Raw genomic sequence first — 21,921 nt, 5'->3', positions numbered from 1 at the left:
AACGTACTGCATGCGGACGCAATCATGCGCGTGACCGGGGATTCCCCCGCCCGCGGGGAGCGGGGGAGACCCGGCCGGACCGAGCAGTCCGCCCCAGTCCTCCTCGGGCCCGAACCAGTCGCCCGGCGTCTCAGCGGCGGGCATGCTCGCGGAAACCGCGGCCCGTCTTGCGACCGAGGCAGCCCGCGGCCACCAGGTGCTCGAGCAGTGGTGCCGGTGCCAGGCCCGGGTCGCGGAACTCCCGGTGCAGGACCTTCTCGATGGCGAGCGACACGTCGAGACCGACCACGTCGAGCAGCTCGAACGGGCCCATCGGGTAGCCGCCGCCCAGCTTCATCGCCGCGTCGATGTCGTCGAGGGTCGCGTAGTGCTCCTGCACCATCTTGACCGCGTTGTTGAGGTACGGGAACAGCAGCGCGTTCACGATGAACCCGGCCCGGTCGCCGCAGTCCACGGCGTGCTTGCGGACCTTGGCGCAGACCTCGTGGACGGTGGCGTGCACGTCGTCGGCGGTCAGCACCGTGCGCACGACCTCGACCAGCTTCATCGCCGGGGCCGGGTTGAAGAAGTGCATGCCGATCACGTCCTGCGGCCGCGAGGTGGCGCGGGCGCAGGCGACCACCGGCAGCGACGAGGTGGTGGTGGCCAGCACCGCGCCGGGCTTGCACACCTTGTCCAGCGTGGCGAAGAGCTGCCGCTTCACCTCCAGGTCCTCGGCGACGGCCTCCACGGCCAGGTCGACGTCGGCGAAGTCGTCGTAGGTCCCGGTCGGGGTGATCAGCTCCAGCGTCCGCGCGGCGGCCTCGGCCGTCATCCGCCCCTTGTCGACCGACCGGGCCAGGGACTTGCCGACGCGGGCCTTGGCGGTCTGCGCCTTCTCCGGGCTGCGGGCGGCCAGCACCACCTCGTACCCGGCCTTGGCGAACACCTCCGCGATGCCGGACGCCATGGTGCCCGAACCGGCCACGCCCACCGCGCGCACCGGCCGCCCGGCGACCGCGGCGCCGCCCGTCCCGGGGGTCGTCGTGTCCGGCACCACGACCGCGCTGCCGGGCGCCTCGTAGGTGTAGAAGCCGCGGCCCGCCTTGCGCCCCGTCAGGCCCGCCTCGCTGAGCTGCTTGAGGATCGGCGCGGGGGCGTGCAGACGGTCGTGCGACTCCGCGTACATGGCCTCCAGGACCGTGCGGGCGGTGTCCACGCCCACCAGGTCCAGCAGGGCGAGCGGCCCCATCGGCAGGCCGCAGCCGAGCCGCATCGCGGCGTCGATGTCCTCGCGGGAGGCGTAGTTCGCCTCGTACATCGCGGCGGCCTGGTTGAGGTAGCCGAACAGCAGGCCGTCGGCGACGAAACCGGGCCGGTCACCGACGGCGACGGGCTCCTTGCCGAGGTCCAGGGCGAGATCGGTGACGGCCGAGACGGCGGCGGGCGCGGTCAGCACCGAGGAGACGACCTCGACCAGCTTCATCGCCGGCGCCGGGTTGAAGAAGTGCAGGCCGAGCACCCGCTCCGGGTGGGCCGAGTCCGCGGCGAGGCGCGTGACGGACAGTGCGTTGGTGCCGGTCGCCAGGATCGTGTCCGGGCGCACGATCCCGTCCAGCTCCCTGAAGACCCGCTGCTTGATCTCGTACGACTCCGGGACCACCTCGATCACCAGGTCGGCCTCGGCGGCCGCCCGCGGGTCGGTGGAGGTGCGGACGCGGCCCAGGATGGCGGCGCGCTCCTCGTCCGTGAGGCGGCCGCGCTCGACGGCGCGTGCGGTGGAGGACTCCAGCGCGGCGACCGCCTTGACGGCCTGCGCCTCGCTGACGTCGATGCCGACGACGTCGCGGCCGGCCCCGGCCAGGACCTCGGCGATGCCGGTGCCCATGGTGCCGAGGCCGACGACGGCGACGGTCCGGAGCGGGGAGGAAGGGGTGTGGGACAGGGGAGTGGCCATCGCGGGACTCCAGGAATGAGGGGTGACGACGGGAACACGCCCGGGTGCGCCGTAGCGGCACACCGGGTGCGTGAAAAAGGCAGAGGAAGGAGTGCGGGTGTTGCCGGGCCGACTGGCGCACACGCCCGGTGCCGTCGCGGCAGGCGTGCACACGCCGGGCCGGCGGCCTGTGACCGGCCCTGTCCCGGGGCCGAGTCCTGATGCGGTACCGAGGTACCGGACCGACTGCTCTCCCGGTGGTTGCGTCACCAGACCACCGCGAGGAGTTGCTGCGGGAGGATGACCCGCTCGTCTGAGGTTAACCCGCGGGTAACGAGCGCGCCAGCCCCCGGTGTTCGTGATGTAGGTCCCACAAGTGGAGTGACCCGCCTAACCTCGGGGTCATGGACGAAGAGTTGCGAACGCTCACGGAGCGCTTACGGTCCGAGTCCGCGGTCACGGGCGCCGCGGGTGCCGCGTCGGGGTTCGACCGTCTCGTGGCGAGCACGGACCACGACGAGCTGGCCGCGGTGCTCACCGAGCCCGGACACCCGCTGTGGGCCCGTGAGCTGGCCGCCTTCCGGCTCGGGGTGGCGGGGGACCGGCGGGCCTTCGAGTCACTCGTCCTGCTGCTGAACCACCGGGACCCGCCGCGCTGCGCCTCTGCCGCCCACGCCCTCGCCCGCCTCGGCGACCCGCGCACCGCGCGCGCGGCCGCGGCCCTGGCCACCAACGAGCTGCGCGTCGCCTACGCCCTGCACCCGGTGCGGCTGCTGGTCGAGCTGCGGGCCCCCGAGTCGGTGCCCGCGCTGATCACCACGCTGCGCCGGAGGCTGCGCCCGCACGATCCCTACCGGCGCGTGGCGCTCGCCTGCGTCGAGGGGCTCGGCACCCTCGGCGACGACCGAGCCGCCCCGGTCCTGAACGACGCCCTCGCCCACCCGGCGCTGGCCGAGGCGGCGGTACGGGCGCTGGCGCGCATCCCGGGACAGCGGTGAGCGGGCGCCGGCATGTCCCAGGACGGGAACCGTGCTGTGCCGGGCCGCTGACCGGCCGTCAGCCGCTCAGCGGACGCGCGTACCGCACCTGCGGCACCGCGACCCCTGCCACCACCGAGGGCTCCTCGGTGCCGTCGGCACGGCCACCCGCCCGCTCGTGGAAGCGCCGGGCGCGGCGCCGCTCGGCGTCGGCGGCCGGGTCGATCGCGTCGAGGTAGGCCCGCGGTATCAGCCCCCGGTACGCGCTCCGCCCGCCCGGCCCCGGCCCCGGATCCCGGCGACGCGGTCGCAGTCGGCGAGCGCCGTCTCCCGCACCCGGGCCGGGGACGGGCTCACGGGGCGACGACCGCGAACGCCTCGATCTCCATCAGGAACTCCGGCCGCACGAGCGCGGCCACCTGCACCGCCGAGGCGGCCGGCAGCCGGTCGTCGGGTATGTGCTCGGCGCGGGCCGCGCGGATCGCGCCCATGTGCGCCATGTCCGTGACGAAGAAGGTCAGCTTCACCACGTCGTCGAAGCCCGCCCCGGCCGAGGCCAGGCACCGGCGCAGGTTCTCGAACACCTGGCGGGCCTGGGCCGCGGCGTCGCCCACGCCGACCACCGAGCCGTCCTCGTCCAGCGCGAGCTGCCCCGAGACGGCCACGAACCGTCCGGTGCCGAGGACGACATGGGTGTACTGCGCGGCGGGCGCGACGCCCTCGGGGGCGGTGATCCTGGTCAGCTCACTCATGCGCCCATCGTGGACCACGGCACTGACGACCACCCCGGCGGGGTGCGCGGATCAGGGCGTCAGCCGCGGAAGCCGAGCAGGCCGTGCAGGGCCGAGCCGCGTGAGGAGGACGAGGCGGCCTTGGACTCCAGCGGCTTCGGGTCCGGCAGTGCCGGGCACACCGCGTCCGCCTCTCCACCCTCGCCGTGCGGTACGGCGCCGTCGGTCAGGTAGGCGGCCAGGTACCCGTCCAGGCAGTCGTTGCCGCTCAGCGTGATGCCGTGGTTCCCGCCGCCCTCCTCGGCGACGAGCGCGGAGCCGCCCAGCAGGCGGTGCGCGGTGACGCCGCCCTCGTACGGGGTGGCCGCGTCGCCGGTCGCCTGGAAGAGCAGGGCCGGGGGCAGGTCGTCGTTGGCGACGTCCACCGGCTGCCGGGACTTCGTGGGCCAGAACGCGCACGGCGCGTTGTACCAGGCGTTGTTCCACACCATGAAGGGCGCCTTCTCGTACAGGCCCCAGTTGTCGTCGCGCCACCGGTCCCAGTCGCGCGGCCAGGCCGCGTCGCGGCACTGCACGGCGGTGTAGACGCTGTACCCGTTGCCCCCGGAGGCGTCAGGAGCCCCGAAGTCCTCGTACGCCTCGACCAGCGGGCCGGTGTCCTCGTCGTCGACGTACGCGGCGAACGCCTCGGCCAGGTAGGGCCAGTAGCCGTTGTAGTACCCGCCGGGCATGTAGGTGTCCTCGAGTTCGGCGGCGCCGACCTTCCCTCCCGCGGGCTGCTTCGCCAGCGCCGCCCGCATGGCGTACCAGGCCGCCTCGACCCGCTCGGGATCGGTGCCCAGCCCGTACGCCGCGTCGTGCTCGGCGATCCAGGCGAGGAACGCCCGGTGGCGGTCGTTGAAGGCGAGATCCTGGTTGAGGTTGGCGTCGTACCAGACGTCCTCCGGACCGACGACGGAGTCCAGGACCAGCCTCCGCACCCGCTGCGGATAGAGCTTGGCGTAGACGGCGCCCAGATAGGTGCCGTACGAGTAGCCGAAGTAGTTGAGCTGCTCCGAGCCGAGCGCCGCGCGGATCGCGTCCACGTCGCGCGCGGCGCTCACCGTGTCGATGTACGGCAGAACGTCCGCGTACTTGTCGCCGCACGCGTCGGCGAAGGACTTCGCGCGCGTGAGATTGGCCTGCTCGACCTCCGGCGTGTCCGGCAGCGAGTCGGGGCGCACCGGGGCGAAGTGCCCGGGCAGGCAGTCCAGCGCGGGAGCGCTCTTCCCCACGCCGCGCGGGTCGAAGCCGATGACGTCGTACCGGGCGGCCACGTCCGCGGGCAGCGACGACGCCACGAACCCGGCGAGTGTCAGCCCACTGCCGCCCGGGCCGCCGGGGTTCACCAGCAGGGGGCCCTGGTAGGCCTCGGCCGTGTGCGGCACGCGGGACAGCGCCAGGGTGATCTGCCTGCCCTGCGGGCGCGCGTGGTCGAGCGGCACGTCGAGGGAAGCGCACTGGAGCGTCGGGTAGTCCTCCGTGGCGCACTTCTTCCAGTGCAGGTCCGCGGCGGGCGCGCCGGGTGCGGGCCGCGGTGCGTTCGCCTCGGCGGGGACGGCCGTGACACTCCCGGCGGCGATGACGGCGGCGCCGCACAGGACGGCTGCGCGTTGTCTCATGGCGTTCTCCCAGGGCTCCCGGTCCGGAGCGGCAGCGGCCCGCGCGGGTCGCGGTCCTCGCCGGATCGTCCCGGGGAGCGCCTGTGGAAGAACGCGAGCGGTCGATACTTGACCCGGTTGGGCCGGAAGATGCCCTCCAATGCTCCGGGCCGGACGCCCCTCGGCCGGACCAGGGAGCCGTCAGAGCCCGAACCCGCCGGCCGCGCTCGGCAGGAGGGCGACGACCTCGTCGCGGAGGCCGGGGCGGGTCCGCATCGAGGCGATGCAGCCGTAGGTCACGGCGTGGTCCGTCCACTCGGGGTGGGCGCCGGCCTCCACGACCGGTACCGATGCGGCAACCGTCCGACGGGAGCAGTCAGATGAGGGACAGCTGTACCGGCTCCGCGGGCGCGGGTCCGGCCGGCCGTGCGGGCTCAGGCTCCGCGATCCGTCGCGGCATCCCCCCGCGCGTGGGCCCGATGCCGTACTCGCGGGCCAGGTCGTGCACCTGGCGCGTGATCCGGCGCTGGTACCACTTCGGCGCGTAGGCGCCGTCCGCGTACAGCCGCTCGTACCGGCGGACCAGGTGCGGGTGGTGCCGGCCGAGCCAGGCCATGAACCACTCGCGGGCGCCGGGCCGCAGGTGCAGGACCAGGGGGGTGACCGAGGTGGCGCCCGCGGCGGCGACGGCGCGCACGGTGTCCCTGAGCTGGGCCGGTTCGTCGCCGAGGAAGGGGATGACCGGCGCCATCAGTACCCCGCAGCCGATGCCGCGCTCGGTGAGGGACCGTACGACCTCCAGCCGTCGTTCCGGTGCCGGAGTGCCGGGCTCCACGGTGCGCCACAGGTCCGGGTCGGTGAAGCCGACCGAGACCGAGATGCCGACGTCCGTCACCCGGGCGGCCCGCGTCAGCAGGTCCAGGTCGCGCAGGATCAGCGTGCCCTTGGTGAGGATCGAGAAGGGGTTCGCGCGCTCGGTGAGCGCCTCGATGATGCCCGGCATCAGCCGGTAGCGGCCCTCGGCGCGCTGGTAGCAGTCGACGTTGGTGCCCATCGCCACGTGCTCGCCCTGCCAGCGGCGCGAGGCCAGCTGACGGCGCAGCAGCTCGGGCGCGTTCACCTTGACGACGATCTGGGAGTCGAAACCGAGGCCCGTGTCGAGGTCCAGGTAGCTGTGCGTCTTGCGGGCGAAGCAGTACACGCACGCGTGCGTGCAGCCCCGGTAGGGGTTGACCGTCCATTCGAACGGCATGCGGGAGGCCCCCGGCACCCGGTTCAGGATCGAGCGGGCCCGCACCTCGTGGAAGGTGATGCCGCGGAACTCGGGCGTGTCGATGGTGCGGGTGGTGACGGCGTCCGCACCGAACAGCGCGGTGTCCGCCGCCCGGGCGTGGTCGGAGTCCGTGAGGTTCTCCCAGCGCATTGCGGCCTCCTCGGTAGCACTGTCCGACACAATAGAACACTTGTTCCCTTGATCGTGCGGGCGAGTCGTGCGGGGCTGCTTCACGCCCCCCGATTTGGGTGGCCGGGCGGTGGGGTGGTTGGCTTGCCCCGAACCCGAGAACCAGGCCCTGGAGGAACCCGATGGCGCAGGTCGAGGCGACGACGGAGCGGATCGTCGCAGCGGACGCGGAGACGGTGTTCGACACCCTCGCCGACTACAGCGGCACCCGCGAGAAGCTGCTGCCCGAGCACTTCAGCGAGTACGAGGTGCGCGAGGGCGGCGACGGCGAGGGCACCCTGGTGCACTGGAAGCTCCAGGCCACCAGCAAGCGCATCCGTGACTGCCTGCTGGAGGTCACCGAGCCGACCGACGGCGAGCTGGTCGAGAAGGACCGCAACTCCTCCATGGTCACCACCTGGCGCGTCACCCCCGCGGGGGAGGGCAAGTCCCGGGTCGTCGTGCTCACCACCTGGCAGGGAGCCGGGGGCGTCGGCGGCTTCTTCGAGAAGACCTTCGCGCCCAAGGGGCTCGGCCGGATCTACGACGCTCTGCTCGCCAAGCTCGCCGCCGAGGTCGAGAAGTAGCCAAAAGGCAGACACGGGGCGGCCGTTGGCCGCCTCACCGGTTCGAGTGATCTGTGCGCGAACCCGCCGTACTTCCGTAACTCGTCGCACTTGTTCGCAGTTGTCGCCTCAGGTGGCAAATGTGAGCAGGTGTGACGAGGGGAGCGGTACGTGGGCGGGATCACTCTGGTGCAGGATCCGGTGCAGGACGGACCGGTCGCCGCGGCCCGGCCGTCACCCGAACTCCACGCTGCCGTACCGGGGCGGGGACCGGTCGCGGAGCCGGACGCCGGGCTGAGCCCGCGCCGGGTGCGGCTGGTCTTCGTCGGCCTGATGCTGGCGCTGCTGCTCGCCGCCCTGGAGCAGATGATCGTCGCCACCGCGCTGCCGAAGATCGTCGGCGAGCTGCACGGTCTGGACCGGATGTCCTGGGCGATCACCGCGTACCTGCTCACCTCGACCATCGGCCTGCCGATCTACGGCAAGCTCGGCGACCTCTTCGGACGCAAGGGCGTCTTCCAGTTCGCCATCCTGGTCTTCGTCGTCGGCTCCGCGCTCGCCGGACGCGCGCAGAGCATGGACCAGCTGATCGCCTTCCGCGCGGTGCAGGGCGTCGGCGCGGGCGGCCTCATGATCGGCGTGCAGGCGATCATCGCGGACATCGTGCCGCCCCGCGAACGCGGCCGCTTCATGGGCCTGATCGGCGCCGCCTTCGGACTCGCCTCCGTCGCGGGCCCGCTGCTGGGCGGCTACTTCACCGACCACCTCTCCTGGCGCTGGTGCTTCTACATCAACGTGCCCTTCGGCCTGGTCACCATGGCCGTCGTCGCCGTCGTCCTCAAGCTGCCCAGGCCGCGGGTCAAGCCGCGCCTCGACGTCCTCGGCGCCCTGCTGCTCGCCGCCGCCTCCACCTGTCTGGTGCTGCTCACGAGCTGGGGCGGGACCGAGTACGCGTGGGGGTCCAGGACGATTCTCGGGCTCGCCGCCGGAGCCGTCGGGACCACACTGCTCTTCCTGGTCGCCGAGCGCCTCGCCCCCGAACCACTTATCCCGCTGCGTCTGTTCCGGGACTCCGTCTTCAACGTCACCGCCCTGGTCGGACTCGTCGTCGGCGTCGCCCTGTTCGGCGCCGCCAGCTACCTGCCGACCTTCCTGCAGATGGTCGACGGCGCCAGCGCCACGGAGTCCGGCCTGCTGATGCTGCCGATGATGGGCGGCATCGTCGTCGCCTCGATCGTCTCCGGACAGCTCATCAGCCGCACCGGTCACTACCGGGTCCACCCGATCCTCGGCAGCGCGCTGTCCGTCGTCGGCATGTGGCTGCTCTCCCGGCTCGGCACCGACACCCCCCGGCTGCAGTACAGCATCTGGATGGCGGTCCTCGGCGCCGGCATCGGCATGGTGATGCCGGTCCTGGTCCTCGCCGTCCAGAACTCCGTGCGCCCCACCGACCTCGGCACCGCCACCAGCGCCAACAACTACTTCCGGCAGATCGGCGGCAGCGTCGGCGCGGCCGTCTTCGGCACCCTGTTCGCGGGCCGGCTCACCGACGCCCTCGCCGACCGGGTCCCCACCGGGGCCGGAGCCGGTCTCCCCGACGCCGAGGCCATCACCCCGCAGCTCGTCCACTCCCTGCCGCCCGCGCTGCGCGATGCCTACATCGAGGCGTACGCCGACGCCATGCCGCGGATCTTCCTCTACCTGGTGCCGGTGCTCGTCCTCGGGCTCCTCATCGCCCTCTTCCTCAAGGAGAAACCCCTGGTGTCCCACAACGCCCCCGTCACCGAGCCGGAGACCGTACAGCAGGCCGCGTACGCACCCCAGGCACAGCCGGCCGGGCAGGTCCCGCCCGCCCGGTCTTCCTACGCCGGCGGCATCCCCGTCTGCGGCACCGTGCAGCACCCCGACGGCACCGTCGTGCCCCGTGCGGCGCTCACCCTCATCGACGTCGGCGGACAGCAGATCGGCCGGGGTGCCAGCGGCGACGACGGACGGTACGCGCTCGCCACGCCCGGCTCCGGGGCCTACGTCCTGATCGCCGCGGCCGGCGGCCACCAGCCTCAGGCGGTCTCCGTGACCGTCGGCGAGCGCCCGGTGGAACTGGACGTGGTCCTCGGCGGCGCCGGTCGCCTGGCCGGCAGCGTCATGACCGCCGACGGCAGCCCCGTGCGCGACGCGGCCGTCACCCTCACCAACGTCCACGGCGAGGTCGTCGCCAGCACCCGCAGCGGCCGTGAGGGCGGTTACGTCATCACGGAGCTGGTGGCCGGCGAGTACACCCTCGCCGCCAGCGCCCCCGCCTTCCGTCCGGCCGCGCTGCCGGTCAGCGTCCAGGCCGCCCGCGAGACCCGCCAGGACGTCGAGCTGGCCGGCGGCGCCGTGCTGCGCGGCACCGTGCGGGCCAGCGGCGGACGGATCGTCGAGGACGCGCGCGTCACGCTGCTCGACGCGGCGGGCAACGTGGTGGACACCCTGACCACCGGACCCGACGGCACGTTCCGGTTCGTGGACCTCTCGTCCGGCGAGTACACCGTCATCGCGGCCGGATACCCGCCGGTCGCGACCGTGCTCCAGGTGGCCGGCGGCGGCCGCACCGAGCGCGACCTGCAGCTCGGGCACGAGGACTGAGACCGGCCACCGGCGCGCGGGCGTGCGCCGGTGTGTTCGCGCGCCACCAATTCCCCCGTTGCCGCACATGGTCACCGGCCACCACCGTACGGTGGTGACGGCGGCACAGATCTTGCGGAGCCGTGGGCAGAGAGGGCCTGACGCCATGGACCATGGCACCGAGCGGGGCACATCCGGCGGCCATCGGGCCGGACCTGACGCCGTACCGGCAGACCCCGTGACCGGCCGCGTCCCGCTGGCCGTCGTCGTGGTGGACCGCGAAGGGCTGGTCTCGCACTGGAGCCGAGGCGCACGGCGGCTGTTCGGCCTCCCCAAGGAAGCGGCGATCGGCCGTCCCGCCCCCGACCTGCTGCCCGTCTCGGGCGTGCTCCCCGGGGACGGCGGCGAGGACTGCGGATCCGCTCACGCCGCGTACGCCGAACACGACGGACTGGGGCCCGGCCTGGAGTCCTCCCTCGACGGGCGGTCGTCCTACCCGGCGGCCGGCCGCGCCCGGCTGACCGTGCCGGTCGGCGGCCGCGTCGACGTGCTCTGGTGGGCCTACCCCTTGGTGGGGCCGGGGCAGGAGCGGCTGCTCGTGCTGGCCGCCGACGCGGACGGACTGCGCCGGGACTTCACCGACGGCGGCGCGAAAGAGGCCGTCACGGAGCGGATCGCGCCCGGATTCGCGCTGCACACCGACTTCCCCGGCGCCGACGAACTCGCCCGCCGTCTCCCCGAGATCCTGCCCAGCATGAGCGTCGGGGAGAGCGCCCGCATCGTCGCGCAGGTGCTGGAACTGGGTTACCCCGTGCTGGAGTTCAGCCGGCACGACCGGGTGCCCGTCACGCCCGACTGGGGGGTGCCCCGGCGAGCCGGGCGCCGGGCGCGCCGCGAGCGGGCCGCGCGGGCACTGGCGGCCGGCGAGCCGGTGCCGGAGGAACTGCGGGACGAGGCCGAGGACCTGGAGTACGCGGCGGTCCGCGAACGCCTGGAGTTCCTCAACGAGGTCAGTGGCGCGATCGGCACCTCGCTCGACCTCTCACGGACGATCGTGGAGGTCAGCCGGGCCGTCGTCCCGCGCTTCACCGACGTCGCCGGCACCTACCTGCGCGAACAGGTCGTCGCCGGTGAGGGCTTCCCCGACGGAGTGCCCGACACGACGACGATGTGGCACCGGGTCGCCCTGGAGCACACCGACGAACCCGGCCGCTGGGACGACGTCGTACCGGTCGGCGAAGCCATGCCCTTCCCGGCGCACACCCCGTTCTTCCAGTGCATGACCAGCGGCGAGCCGGTCCTGGTGCCCCGCATCACCGAGGAGATGGGCCACGCCGTCGCCTCGCAGTTCGAGAAGCGGGACATCAGGCCGCTGATCACCGGCCGTTCGATGCTGCTGGTGCCGCTGAAGGCCCGTAACGTCGTGCTCGGCTTCATGATCCTGCTCCGGCACCCGGAGCGCCCCGTCTTCAACGACATGGACCGCGTCACCGGCGCCGAGCTCGCCGCCCGCGCGGGCCTCGTCCTCGACAACGCGCGTATGTACACCCACCAGGAGAACGTCGCCGAGACGCTCCAGGACAGCATGCTGCCGCGGATCCCGGCGCGCATGACCGGCTGCGACATCGCCACCCGCTACCTGCCGGGCACCCTGCTCGGCCGGGTCGGCGGCGACTGGTTCGACTCGGTCAAGCTGCCCGGCGCCCGCACCGCCCTCGTCGTCGGCGACGTCATGGGTCACGGCCTGAACTCGGCCGCGATGATGGGGCAGTTGCGCACCGCCGTCCAGACCCTGGCCGGCCTCGACCTGCCGCCCGCCCGGCTCCTGCGCCACCTCGACGACCTCGCCCATCGGCTCGGCGACACCCACCTGGCCACCTGCCTGTACGCCGTGTACGACCCCGTCGCCGGGGAACTGCACCTCGCCAACGCCGGTCACATCCCGCCGGTCCTGGTCCGTGCCGAGGACGGCGTCAGCGAGCTGATCGACCTGCCGACGGGTGCGCCGATCGGCGTCGGGTGCGTCCCCTTCGAGTCGGTGCGTGTGCCGGTGGCGCCCGGCGACCGGCTGGTGATGTGCACCGACGGCCTGGTGGAGATGCGCGGCGAGGACATCGGCGTCGGCCTCGCCACCCTCTGCGAGTCCGCCGCCCATCCGGCCGCGTCCATGGACGACGCCTGCGACGGCATCATCCGCGCCCTGGGCGCGCGCGGCGGCCGCAAGGACGACGTCGCCCTGCTCATGGCCCGGCTGACCGGCATCGAACCCGACTCCGTGGCCGAATGGCGTCTCGCCCGCGACCCCGCCGAGGCCGGCCGCGCCCGCGCGGCGGTCCGCGAGCAGCTCCACGACTGGGGGCTGCCGCGACTGGCCGACACGGCGGAGCTGCTGGCCGGTGAACTCGTCACCAACGCCCTGCGCCACTCGCACGCCGCACCCGTCGAACTGCGCCTGGTGCGCGCCGACACGCTGCTGTGCGAGGTGGACGACGACGACCACGACCTGCCGGCGCTGAAGAGCGTGGGTCCCGACGACGAGGCCGGGCGCGGCCTGCGTGTCGTCAGCACCCTGGCCCGCGAATGGGGCGCCGGCCGCACGGAGTCGGGCAAGACCGTGTGGTTCGAGCTGACGCTGCCCGCGCGCCACCGCCGCGGCCGGGGCGCCGCCGCAGGCTGAGTGCGGCGCCCGTCAGGCGCCGCCGGCTCCCCATGGCGTGAATCCGCCCGGCGCGAACGGGCGGTGAAGGAATGCGCCGGGCGCTTGTGGCCGTGCGCCCGGCGCGATACACCGTACGGATCCGCCGTATCGACGGCGGGATGTACGTCGTCGCACCGGGGGGAGACGGGCATGAGCGTGACGAGCCGGTACCGGGAGGCCTGGGAGAGCTTCTGGCAAGAGGCCCCCGAGGACCGGGGGGCGGTGTTCTGGGACGCCGAGCCGACCCTGACCGCCGGCCGCCACCTGGCCCACTTCGAACCGCACCTGGCCGACCCCGGCCTGCCGCTGATCGACCTGGGCTGCGGCAACGGCACCCAGACCCGCTACTTCGCCGAACGCTTCCCGTACGTCGTCGGCGCCGACCTCGCCACCGCGGCCCTCGCACACGCCCGCCGCGCCGACCCCACGGGGCTGGCCGCGTACCGGCAGCTGGACGCCGCCGACAAGGCCGAGGCGGAGACGCTGCACGCGGAACTGGGCGACGCCAACGTGTACGTCCGGGGCGTCCTGCACCAGTGCGAGCCCGAGGACCGCCGCCCCCTGGCCGACACCCTGGGCGTGCTCCTCGGCGACCGCGGCCGTGCCTTCCTGGTGGAGCCCTCCCAGGCGGCCAAGAGCATCCTGAGGAGTCTGGCCCAGGGCCCCGCAGGCCCGCCCGCCAAGCTGGCCCCGGTCCTCCGCCACGGGCTGACCCCCGGCGCCGTCCCCGACGAGGCGGTGCCGCAGTACCTCGAAGCGGCCGGGCTGACCGTCCTGGCGCGCGGTGAACTCCCGCTGGTCACCACGGAGTACACGGCGGACGGCACCCGCGTCGAACTGCCCTCGACGTGGGTGGTGGCCGGTCGCCGGCCCGCCTAGGCTCTGACGCGGCGGCCCGTCCGGCGTCGCGGTGCGCTCGGCGGAACGGTGCCGCACCGGGACCAGGCGGATTCGTATGACCGGCCGCCCGCGGAGAACGGGCTGGTCGTAGGCCGTACGAGGTCAGTTCGGAGGTCTGGACCACCGGTGGTTGTCCACAGCTCTGGTCCGGGCGGCCGGGCAGCGCGTACGGTTCGAGCCATGAAGATCCTCATCAGCGCCGACATGGAAGGCGCCACCGGTGTCACCTGGCCCGCCGACGTGCTGCCGGGGACCCCGCAGTGGGAGCGGTGCCGGTCGATGTTCACCTCGGACGTCGACGCGGCCGTGCGGGGATTCTTCGACGGCGGCGCCGACGCCGTGCTGGTCAACGAGGCGCACTGGAGCATGCGCAACCTGCTCCTGGAGCGGCTCGACGAGCGGACGGAGATGCTCACCGGGCGGCACAAGGCGCTCTCCATGGTGGAGGGCGTCCAGCACGGGGACGTGGACGGCATCGCCTTCGTCGGGTACCACGCGGGCGCCGGCATGGAGGGCGTCCTCGCGCACACCTACCTCGCCAACCAGCTCACCGGAGTGTGGCTGAACGGCGTGCGGGCCAGCGAGGGCCTGCTCAACGCGCACGTGGTCGCCGAGTACGGAGTGCCGGTCGTCCTGGTCACCGGGGACGACGTGGCCTGCGAGGACGCGCTCGGGTACGCGCCCGAGGCACGGAAGGTCGCGGTCAAGGACCACGTGTCGCGGTACGCGGCCGTGTGCCGTACGCCGGCCAGGACCGCCGCCGACATCAGAGCCGCGGCCGAGGAAGCGGCCGCGCTCGCCGTGCGGCACGAGCCGGTGACCGGCGGGCCTTTCACCCTCGCCCTGGAGTTCGACGCCGAGCACCTGGCGGCCGCCTCGACCGTCGTGCCCGGCGTGGCGCAGGTCGGGGAGCGGAAGGTGGCCTACACCCACGACACGATGTACGAGGCGATCCGTACCTTCAAGGCGGTCACGACGATCGTCTCGGCAGCGGTGGAGGAGCAGTATGGCTGAGCACACGGAGACGGACGCGCGGGCGCTGGACGAGGTCGTCCGGTTCACCTCCGAGCTGATCCGCATCGACACCACGAACCGGGGCGGCGGCGACTGCCGGGAGCGGCCGGCCGCCGAGTACGCCGCCACGCGGCTCGCCGAGGCCGGGATCGAGCCCACGCTGCTGGAGCGGACCGAGGGCCGCACCAACGTCGTGGCCCGCATCGAGGGCACCGACCCGTCGGCCGACGCGCTGCTGGTCCACGGTCACCTGGACGTGGTGCCCGCCGAGGCCGCGGACTGGAGCGTGCACCCCTTCTCCGGGGAGATCCGCGACGGCGTCGTGTGGGGGCGCGGCGCGGTCGACATGAAGAACATGGACGCGATGATCCTCGCGGTCGTGCGCGACTGGGCCCGGCGGGGGGTGCGGCCCCGGCGCGACGTGGTGGTCGCGTTCACCGCCGACGAGGAGGCCAGCGCCGAGGACGGCTCCGGCTTCCTGGCCGACCGGCACGCCGAGCTGTTCGAGGGCTGTACCGAAGGCGTCAGCGAGTCGGGTGCGTTCACCTTCCACGACGGGGCCGGGCGGCAGTTCTACCCGATCGCCGCGGGGGAGCGCGGGACCGGCTGGCTCAGGCTCACCGCGCGCGGACGCGCCGGTCACGGCTCGAAGGTGAACCGGGAGAACGCGGTCACCCGGCTCGCCGCCGCGGTCACGCGCATCGGCGACCACGAGTGGCCGCTGCGCCCGACCCCGACCGTGCGCGCGGCCCTGACCGAGATCGCCGCCGTGTACGGCATCGAGGCCGATCTGAGCGACGTCGACGGGCTGCTGGACAAGCTCGGCCCGGCCGCCAAGCTGGTCGAGGCCACCGTCCGCAACAGCAGCAACCCGACCATGCTGGACGCCGGGTACAAGGTCAACGTTATCCCGGGCGAGGCCGTCGCCCACGTCGACGGGCGGTTCCTGTACGGCGGCGAGGACGAGTTCCGCACCACCCTGGACCGGCTCACGGGGCCCGACGTGGACTGGGAGTTCGTCCACCGGGAGGTGGCGCTCCAGGCGCCGGTGGACTCGCCGACCTATGCCCGGATGCGCGCGGCGGTCGAGGAGTTCGCCCCCGAGGGGCACGTCGTGCCGTACTGCATGTCCGGCGGCACGGACGCCAAGCAGTTCTCGCGGCTCGGCATCACCGGCTACGGCTTCGCACCGCTGAAGCTGCCCGAGGGCTTCGACTACCAGGCCCTCTTCCACGGCGTGGACGAGCGGGTCCCGGTCGAGGCGCTGCACTTCGGGGTCCGGGTCCTGGACCGTTTCCTGCGCACGGCGTAGAGACCGCAGGACCGGCACGCGGGCCCCGGAGCCCGGAACCGGGCGGCGCCCGGACAAGCAAGGAGCGGAGGAGAAGTGGGGGAGTCAGTGCGGACTCTGTCGTACGGATCGTGGCCCTCGCCCGTCGACGCGGCGCTCGCCGCCGCGCACGACGGACGACCCGACGACGTCGGCTTCGTCGGCGACGAGGTGTGGTGGACCGCGCCCCGGCCCACCGAGGGCGGCCGGCGCACCCTGGTGCGGCGGCACGCCGACGGCACCGAGGAGCCGGTGCTGCCCGCGCCGTGGAACGTGCGCAGCCGCGTCATGGAGTACGGCGGCCGGCCCTGGGCCGCGGTCACCACCGGCACCGGGCCGCTCGTGGTCTTCGTGAACTTCGCCGACCAGCGGCTGTACGCCTTCGCACCGGGCGGTGCACCGCGCCCGCTGACGCCCCTGTCCGGGGTGGGCGGCGGACTGCGCTGGATCGAGCCGGACCCGCGTCCCGAGCGCGGTGAGGTGTGGTGCGTCCTGGAGGAGTTCACCGGCGAGGGCCCCACCGACCTGCGCCGCGTCCTGGTCGCCGTGCCGCTGGACGGCTCGGCGGCCGAAGACCGGGGTGCGGTCCGCGAACTCACCCCCGAGCGGCACCGCTTCGTCACCGGCCCCCGCATCTCGCCCGACGGAAGCCGCGCGGCCTGGCTCGCCTGGGACCACCCCCGCATGCCCTGGGACGGTACCGAGCTGGTCGTCGCCGAGGTCGGCCCCGAGGGCACCTTCCAAGGGGCCAGGGTGGTCGCCGGCGGACCCGAGGAGTCGATCGCCCAGGCCGACTGGGCCCCGGACGGCAGCCTGCTGTACGCCTCCGACCGCACCGGCTGGTGGAACCTCTACCGCGACGGGAAGCCCCTGTCCACCCGCGAGGAGGAGTTCGCGGGGCCGCTGTGGAAGCTCGGGCAGCGCTGGTTCGCACCGCTGGACAGCGGCCTGATCGCCGTCCTGCACGGCCGGGGCGCCGCCGTCCTCGGCATACTCGACCCGGAGACCGGTGAGGTCGTCGACGCGGCCGGGCCGTGGACCGAGTTCGTGCCGGCCCTCGCCGCGCACGGCGAGCGGGTCGTCGGCGTGGGCGCCAGTGCGCACAGCGGCTTCGAGGTCGTCGAGCTGGACGCCCGCACCGGCCGCGCCCGAGTGATCGGTGCCCGCCACGAGGACGCCACCGACCCGGCCTACTACCCGACGCCGCACATCCGCACCTTCACGGGCCCGGGCGGACGCGACATCCACGCCCACCTCTACCCGCCGCACCATCCCGGCTGCCGGGCCCCCGACGGCGAACTGCCGCCGTACGTCGTCTGGGCGCACGGCGGCCCCACCAGCCGCTCCCCGCTCGTCCTGGACCTGGAGATCGCCTACTTCACCTCTCGCGGCATCGGCGTCGCCGAGGTCAACTACGGGGGATCCAGCGGGTACGGCCGGGAGTACCGCAACCGGCTGCGCGAGCAGTGGGGCGTCGTCGACGTCGAGGACTGCGCGGCCGTCGCCCTCGCCCTCGCCGACGAGGGCACCGCGGACCGGGCGCGGCTCGCCGTGCGCGGCGGCAGCGCGGGCGGCTGGACGTCCGCCGCCTCGCTGGCCACCACCGACGTGTACGCCTGCGGCACGATCATCTACCCGATCCTGGACCTGACCGGCTGGGGCACGGGGGAGACCCACGACTTCGAGTCGCAGTACCTGGAGAGCCTGATCGGGCCCTACGCCGAGGTCCCCGACCGCTACGTCGAGCGGTCCCCCGCCGAACACGCCGAGAGCGTCACCGCCCCGTTCCTGCTCCTCCAGGGACTCGACGACGTCATCTGCCCGCCCGTGCAGTGCGAGCGGTTCCTCGCGCGCATGGCCGGCCGCGGAGTGCCGCACGCCTACCTCACCTTCGAGGGCGAGGGACACGGGTTCCGCCGGGCGGAGACCATGGTGCGCGCCCTCGAAGCCGAACTGTCCCTCTACGCCCAGGTCTTCGGGCTGACCCCGCCCGGCGTCCCGGCCCTGGAGCTGACCCGATGAGCCGGGTCGCGGAGCTGGTGCGGCCGCACCGGCTCGCCGCGGGCGCACGGGTGGCCGTCGTCGCACCCAGCGGACCCGTGCCCGAGGAGCGGCTCCAGGCGGGCCTGGACGTGCTGCGCGGCTGGGACCTCGACCCGGTCGTGGCCCCGCACGTGCTGGACCGGCACGGGACCTTCCCCTACCTCGCGGGCACGGACGCCGACCGTGCCCGAGTCCTGCAAGCCGCCTGGTGCGACCCCTCGGTGGACGCGGTGCTGTGCGCCCGCGGTGGGTACGGCGCCCAGCGCATGGCCGACCTGCTCGACTGGGAGGCGATGCGCGCCGCCGGACCGAAGGTGTTCGTCGGCTTCAGCGACATCACCGCGCTGCACGAGGCGTTCGCCGCCCGGCTCGGACTGGTCACCCTGCACGGGCCGATGGCGGCCGGAGTCGATTTCGTCAAGAACGCGCGGGCGCAGGAACACCTGAGGGCCACCCTGTTCGCGCCGGAGACGGTCCGCGTGATCACCTCCGGCGGCACCCCGCTGGTACCGGGCCGGGCCCGGGGCGTCACCCTGGGCGGCTGCCTCTCCCTGCTCGCCGCCGAACTGGGCACCCCGCACGCCCGACCCGGCGCACGCGGCGGTCTGCTGTGCCTGGAGGACGTGGCGGAAGAGACGTACCGCGTCGACCGCTACCTGACGCAGTTGCTGCGGGCCGGCTGGCTCGACGGGGTCGCCGGCGTGCTGCTCGGCTCCTGGGAGGAGTGCGACCCCTACGAAGGGCTGAGACCGCTGCTGGCCGACCGGCTCGGCGGCCTCGGCGTGCCGGTCGTCGAGGACTTCGGGTTCGGGCACTGCGAGGGGGCGCTGACCCTGCCGCTGGGCGTGCCGGCGGAACTCGACGCGGACGCGGGCACCTTGGCGCTGGACCGGCCGGCGCTGCGCTGACCCGGCACCCCTCCGGCCGTGCCGGGCGCGGGCCCGCCCCCCGTCGTAGGCTGGCCCCATGCCGCACACCCCGTCCCGTCACCTCGCCGAGGGCCCGCGTGTGGGCATCCGGCACTTCGCCTACGCGGACGGTGCCGAGTTCACCGCCCGGGCCCGCGAGAGCAAGGACCTGCACCATCCCTGGCTCTTCCCGCCGGACAGCGTCCAGGCGTACGAGGCCTATGCGGGGCGGCTGATCGAGGACCGCACCAAGGCCGGGTTCCTGGTGTGCGAGAAGGAGCCGGACGGGGCGTCGCGGGGCACGCCCGGCGGCGGCGCGATCGCCGGGTTCGTGAACATCAACAACATCGTCGAGGGCGGCTTTCGCAGCGGCGCGCTCGGCTACGGCGCCTTCGCGCACGCCGCCGGACGCGGGTTGATGCGCGAGGGACTCGACCTGGTGGTGCGGTACGCGTTCGGACCCATGCGCCTGCACCGCCTGGAGATCAACGTCCAGCCCGGCAACGCCGCCTCGATCGCGCTGGCCCGCGCCTGCGGCTTCCACCTGGAGGGCTTCTCGCCGAGGATGCTCTACATCGACGGCGCCTGGCGCGACCACCAGCGGTGGGCGATCACCGCGGAGACCGTGACTTCCGGTTGACCTTCATCGTGTCCAGGTCCGTCACCGTCGACCGCAGATCGCGAAAGCCGTATCCGAGTCGGCGCAGCGCGTCCTCCGCCCTGTCCTCCGCGATCGCGCCCGCCATCTCCTCGCCGTCGGCCGCGTCCGAGACCACGACGTAACGCATCGAGAAGTGCTTCAGCGGTGCGGGCTCGTAGGACAGCGACCCCTCCTCGGTGAAGCGCATGCTCGCCATCCCGTGCTCGCCCGCCTCGGCGAGCAACCGGGCCCGGGCCTCCTCCGTCAGCCCCTCCCAGGTGCCCCGGACGATCACCCGGTAGGTGTGCTGCTCGCTCACGTGCCGCTCTCCTTCGCCTCCGTACGCGCGGACCCGCCCGACCCTAAGCCCCCGCCCGCACCGCTTCCCACCGGATTAAACGTGAGTCACGTCGCGCCGCCCCGGTCGGCGGAGCCCCTGTTCACCGCGCCGGGGAGCGGCTTCCATGGACAACCGTGACGACGATCCGACGCGAGGTACTGACCCTGCCCGCGGCACCGCTGGGACCGGACAACCCCCTGCCGCCGCTGCGCCCCCTGGACGAGGCCCACCGCATCGACGACCGGGACCGGGCGGACCTGCCGCGCGACATGGCCCGCCAGGTCGACTACGAGCCACTGCGCAGCCTGCTGCCCGTCCAGGTCCGGGACGGCTACGACCGCGAACGCGCGCCGCGCGAGCTGGACGCCCTCGTCATCGAGAACGACCGGCTGCGGGCCACCGTCCTGCCGGCCCTCGGCGGACGCGTCGCCTCCCTCCACCACAAGCCCACCGGCCGCGAACTCCTCTACGTCAACCCCGTGCTCCAGCCCGCCAACTTCGCCCTCAACGGCGCCTGGTTCTCCGGCGGCATCGAATGGAACATCGGCGCCACCGGCCACACCACCCTGTCCTGCTCACCCGTGCACGCCGCCCGCGTCCGGGCCCCCGACGGCGGCGAGATGCTGCGGCTGTGGGAATGGGAGCGGCTGCGCGACCTGCCCTTCCAGGTCGACCTGTGGCTGCCGGACGGCTCGGACTTCCTCTACGTCGGCGCCCGCGTCCGCAACCCGCACGAGCGCCCCGCGCCCACCTACTGGTGGTCCAACATCGCCGTCCCCGAGGATTGCCGCGTCCTCGCCCCCGCCGACGAGGCCTGGCACTTCGGCTACGAGCGGCGCCTGCGCCGGGTGCCCGTCCCGGAGTACGACGGCGTCGACCGGACTTATCCGCCGAACAGCACGTACGCCGCCGACTACTTCTACGAGGTGCCCGACGGCCGGCGCCGCTGGATCGCCGCGCTCGACGAGCACGGCCACGGACTGGTGCAGACCTCGACCGACGCGCTGCGCGGCCGCAAGCTGTTCGTGTGGGGCTCCGGGCCGGGCGGACGCCGCTGGCAGGAGTGGCTCACCGAACCCGGCACCGGCGGTTACTGCGAGATCCAGGCGGGGCTGGTCCGCACCCAACTCGAACACGTCAAGCTGGAGGCGGAGAGCGAGATCTCCTGGCTGGAGGCGTACGGGCCGCTCGACGCCCCGCCCGAGGGCGACTGGCACAGCGTGCTGCGCGGGGCCGAGGAGCGTCTGGAGGCCGCCCTGCCGCGAGCCGACGTCGACGCCGCGTACGACGCCTGGCTGCCGCACGCCGACGCCGAGCCCGGCGAGCGGCTGGCCACCGGCTCCGGCTGGGGCGCGCTCGAAGTGCTGCGGGCCGGCTGGAAGCTGCCCGGCACCCCCTTCGACGAGGACACCCTCGGCGCGCCGCAGCGACCCTGGCTGCACCTGCTGCGCACCGGGTCCCTGCCCGAACCGGCCCGTCCCGAGCCGCCCGGCCCGACGCTGGTCGCGCGGCCCTGGCGGGACATGCTGGAGACCACGGCCGCCACACCCCTCGCCGAGTACCACCTCGGTGTCGCCCAGTGGCACGGAGACGACCGCGCCCAGGCGGTGCGCAGCTGGGAACGCGGCCTCAAGACCGCCGCCGAACGCTGGCCGCTGCTGCGCTGCCTCGCCGTCGCCGACCAGGAGGGCGGCCACCACGAACGCGCCGCCGACCAGTACGCCGAGGCCTTCGACGACCTGTGCGCGCACCGGCCGGACGGGCCGGACGCCGGGCCGGACGCCGCGGACGGTGCGGGCGGCGACGGACCACCCTGGCCGGCCGTCGCCGCGGCACTCGGCCGGGAGGCCGTCGGGGCGCTGCTCGCGGTCGGACGCACCGCGGACGCCCGAGCCGTGTGGGAGCGCCTGGACCCCGCGACCCGGGCCCGCGGCAGGTTCCGGCTGACCGAGGCGGAGCTGCTCGCGGCCGAGGGCCGGACCGGGGAGGCGCGGGCCGTGTTCGACGAGGGCTTCGAGGTCGCCGACCTGAGGGAGGGCGCCGAGAGCATCGGCCTGCTGTGGGCGCGGCTGGACGACGCACCGCTCCCGGCCCGCCACGACTTCCGGATGCGCCCGGACGAGGGGTGAGCCCGCCCGGCCCGGGACGGGTGCGAGCCGGCTCCGCCCGGG

At 73.8% G+C, this 21,921-nt stretch carries 17 protein-coding genes and 1 pseudogene; 11 read left to right on the top strand and 7 right to left on the bottom strand.

What is annotated here, in order from left to right; all coding sequences use genetic code 11:
* Positions 1-130 precede the first annotated feature (130 nt).
* A complete protein-coding gene (locus tag EV562_RS26060; protein ID WP_133889295.1) occupies positions 131-1,936 on the bottom strand; it encodes a 3-hydroxyacyl-CoA dehydrogenase family protein in 1,806 nt (601 codons plus the stop codon).
* 383 nt (positions 1,937-2,319) lie between these two features.
* Between EV562_RS26060 and EV562_RS26055 the strand changes: the two genes are divergently transcribed.
* Positions 2,320-2,913: an adenylosuccinate lyase gene (locus EV562_RS26055; RefSeq protein ID WP_133889294.1), complete on the top strand. Its 594-nt coding sequence runs from the start codon at positions 2,320-2,322 to the stop codon at positions 2,911-2,913.
* 58 nt (positions 2,914-2,971) lie between these two features.
* Here the strand turns inward: EV562_RS26055 and EV562_RS35690 are convergent.
* From EV562_RS35690 to EV562_RS26030, 5 genes and pseudogenes are all read right to left on the bottom strand, one after another.
* A pseudogene (locus tag EV562_RS35690) lies at positions 2,972-3,249 on the bottom strand (hypothetical protein).
* Positions 3,246-3,644 carry a RidA family protein gene (locus EV562_RS26045; protein ID WP_133889293.1) on the bottom strand — a complete coding sequence of 133 codons (399 nt, stop codon included), beginning with the start codon at positions 3,642-3,644 and terminating at the stop codon, positions 3,246-3,248. The pseudogene EV562_RS35690 and the gene EV562_RS26045 overlap by 4 nt, the downstream one beginning before the upstream one ends.
* A 59-nt stretch (positions 3,645-3,703) precedes the next feature.
* On the bottom strand, positions 3,704-5,284 hold the full coding sequence (locus tag EV562_RS26040; RefSeq protein WP_133889292.1) for an alpha/beta hydrolase: 1,581 nt from the start codon (positions 5,282-5,284) through the stop codon (positions 3,704-3,706).
* 180 nt (positions 5,285-5,464) lie between these two features.
* Positions 5,465-5,602 carry a hypothetical protein gene (locus EV562_RS35685; protein WP_243860174.1) on the bottom strand — a complete coding sequence of 46 codons (138 nt, stop codon included), beginning with the start codon at positions 5,600-5,602 and terminating at the stop codon, positions 5,465-5,467.
* Positions 5,603-5,639: 37 nt separating this feature from the next.
* Positions 5,640-6,686: an Rv2578c family radical SAM protein gene (locus EV562_RS26030; protein WP_133889291.1), complete on the bottom strand. Its 1,047-nt coding sequence runs from the start codon at positions 6,684-6,686 to the stop codon at positions 5,640-5,642.
* Between the two features lie 161 nt (positions 6,687-6,847).
* Here EV562_RS26030 and EV562_RS26025 point away from each other — a divergent pair, with 161 nt between their 5' ends.
* From EV562_RS26025 to EV562_RS25985, 9 genes are all read left to right on the top strand, one after another.
* A complete protein-coding gene (locus EV562_RS26025; protein WP_133889290.1) occupies positions 6,848-7,291 on the top strand; it encodes an SRPBCC family protein in 444 nt (147 codons plus the stop codon).
* A gap of 150 nt (positions 7,292-7,441) precedes the next feature.
* Positions 7,442-9,898, top strand: a complete 2,457-nt coding sequence (locus EV562_RS26020; RefSeq protein WP_133889289.1) for an MFS transporter — start codon at positions 7,442-7,444, stop codon at positions 9,896-9,898.
* Positions 9,899-10,043: 145 nt separating this feature from the next.
* The gene (locus EV562_RS26015; protein WP_166661997.1) at positions 10,044-12,554 is read left to right on the top strand and encodes a SpoIIE family protein phosphatase; all 2,511 of its coding nucleotides are present in this window, start codon (positions 10,044-10,046) and stop codon (positions 12,552-12,554) included.
* 171 nt (positions 12,555-12,725) lie between these two features.
* Positions 12,726-13,454, top strand: coding sequence for a class I SAM-dependent methyltransferase (locus tag EV562_RS26010; RefSeq protein WP_133889288.1), 729 nt, complete (start codon positions 12,726-12,728; stop codon positions 13,452-13,454).
* Between the two features lie 201 nt (positions 13,455-13,655).
* Positions 13,656-14,489: a M55 family metallopeptidase gene (locus EV562_RS26005; protein WP_133889287.1), complete on the top strand. Its 834-nt coding sequence runs from the start codon at positions 13,656-13,658 to the stop codon at positions 14,487-14,489.
* Positions 14,482-15,801 carry a M20/M25/M40 family metallo-hydrolase gene (locus tag EV562_RS26000; RefSeq protein ID WP_133889286.1) on the top strand — a complete coding sequence of 440 codons (1,320 nt, stop codon included), beginning with the start codon at positions 14,482-14,484 and terminating at the stop codon, positions 15,799-15,801. Before EV562_RS26005 ends, EV562_RS26000 begins: the two co-directional genes overlap by 8 nt.
* Before the next feature lie 75 nt (positions 15,802-15,876).
* The gene (locus EV562_RS25995) at positions 15,877-17,841 is read left to right on the top strand and encodes a prolyl oligopeptidase family serine peptidase (protein ID WP_133889285.1); all 1,965 of its coding nucleotides are present in this window, start codon (positions 15,877-15,879) and stop codon (positions 17,839-17,841) included.
* The gene (locus EV562_RS25990; protein ID WP_133889284.1) at positions 17,838-18,770 is read left to right on the top strand and encodes an LD-carboxypeptidase; all 933 of its coding nucleotides are present in this window, start codon (positions 17,838-17,840) and stop codon (positions 18,768-18,770) included. The genes EV562_RS25995 and EV562_RS25990 overlap by 4 nt, the downstream gene beginning before the upstream one ends.
* Positions 18,771-18,828: 58 nt before the next feature.
* Entirely contained in the window at positions 18,829-19,410 is a 582-nt protein-coding gene (locus EV562_RS25985) for a GNAT family protein (protein WP_133889283.1), read from the top strand.
* On the opposite strand, the gene EV562_RS25980 is transcribed toward EV562_RS25985, so the two are convergent.
* Positions 19,382-19,729: a DUF6204 family protein gene (locus EV562_RS25980; protein ID WP_133889282.1), complete on the bottom strand. Its 348-nt coding sequence runs from the start codon at positions 19,727-19,729 to the stop codon at positions 19,382-19,384. The two genes, EV562_RS25985 and EV562_RS25980, sit on opposite strands and share 29 nt — an antisense overlap.
* 155 nt (positions 19,730-19,884) lie before the next feature.
* Here EV562_RS25980 and EV562_RS25975 point away from each other — a divergent pair, with 155 nt between their 5' ends.
* Entirely contained in the window at positions 19,885-21,879 is a 1,995-nt protein-coding gene (locus tag EV562_RS25975; protein ID WP_133889281.1) for a DUF5107 domain-containing protein, read from the top strand.
* The last annotated feature ends 42 nt before the right edge of the window (positions 21,880-21,921 follow it).

The organism is Streptomyces sp. BK208 (genome assembly GCF_004364245.1).
Lineage (GTDB): Bacteria > Actinomycetota > Actinomycetes > Streptomycetales > Streptomycetaceae > Streptomyces.
Note: the sequence above shows the minus strand (reverse complement) of the source record. Positions and strands in the feature narration are given on the sequence as shown.

Bases quoted from the DNA above. Each gene is read 5' to 3' on its own strand.
- EV562_RS26040 (WP_133889292.1), bottom strand. From the start codon at position 5,284: ATGAGACAACGCGCAGCCGTCCTGTGCGGCGCCGCCGTCATCGCCGCC.
- EV562_RS26025 (WP_133889290.1), top strand. From the start codon at position 6,848: ATGGCGCAGGTCGAGGCGACGACGGAGCGGATCGTCGCAGCGGACGCG.
- EV562_RS26055 (WP_133889294.1), top strand. From the start codon at position 2,320: ATGGACGAAGAGTTGCGAACGCTCACGGAGCGCTTACGGTCCGAGTCC.
- EV562_RS26000 (WP_133889286.1), top strand. From the start codon at position 14,482: ATGGCTGAGCACACGGAGACGGACGCGCGGGCGCTGGACGAGGTCGTC.
- EV562_RS26005 (WP_133889287.1), top strand. From the start codon at position 13,656: ATGAAGATCCTCATCAGCGCCGACATGGAAGGCGCCACCGGTGTCACC.
- EV562_RS26030 (WP_133889291.1), bottom strand. From the start codon at position 6,686: ATGCGCTGGGAGAACCTCACGGACTCCGACCACGCCCGGGCGGCGGAC.
- EV562_RS26015 (WP_166661997.1), top strand. From the start codon at position 10,044: ATGGACCATGGCACCGAGCGGGGCACATCCGGCGGCCATCGGGCCGGA.
- EV562_RS26045 (WP_133889293.1), bottom strand. From the start codon at position 3,644: ATGAGTGAGCTGACCAGGATCACCGCCCCCGAGGGCGTCGCGCCCGCC.
- EV562_RS26010 (WP_133889288.1), top strand. From the start codon at position 12,726: ATGAGCGTGACGAGCCGGTACCGGGAGGCCTGGGAGAGCTTCTGGCAA.
- EV562_RS25990 (WP_133889284.1), top strand. From the start codon at position 17,838: ATGAGCCGGGTCGCGGAGCTGGTGCGGCCGCACCGGCTCGCCGCGGGC.
- EV562_RS26060 (WP_133889295.1), bottom strand. From the start codon at position 1,936: ATGGCCACTCCCCTGTCCCACACCCCTTCCTCCCCGCTCCGGACCGTC.
- EV562_RS25985 (WP_133889283.1), top strand. From the start codon at position 18,829: ATGCCGCACACCCCGTCCCGTCACCTCGCCGAGGGCCCGCGTGTGGGC.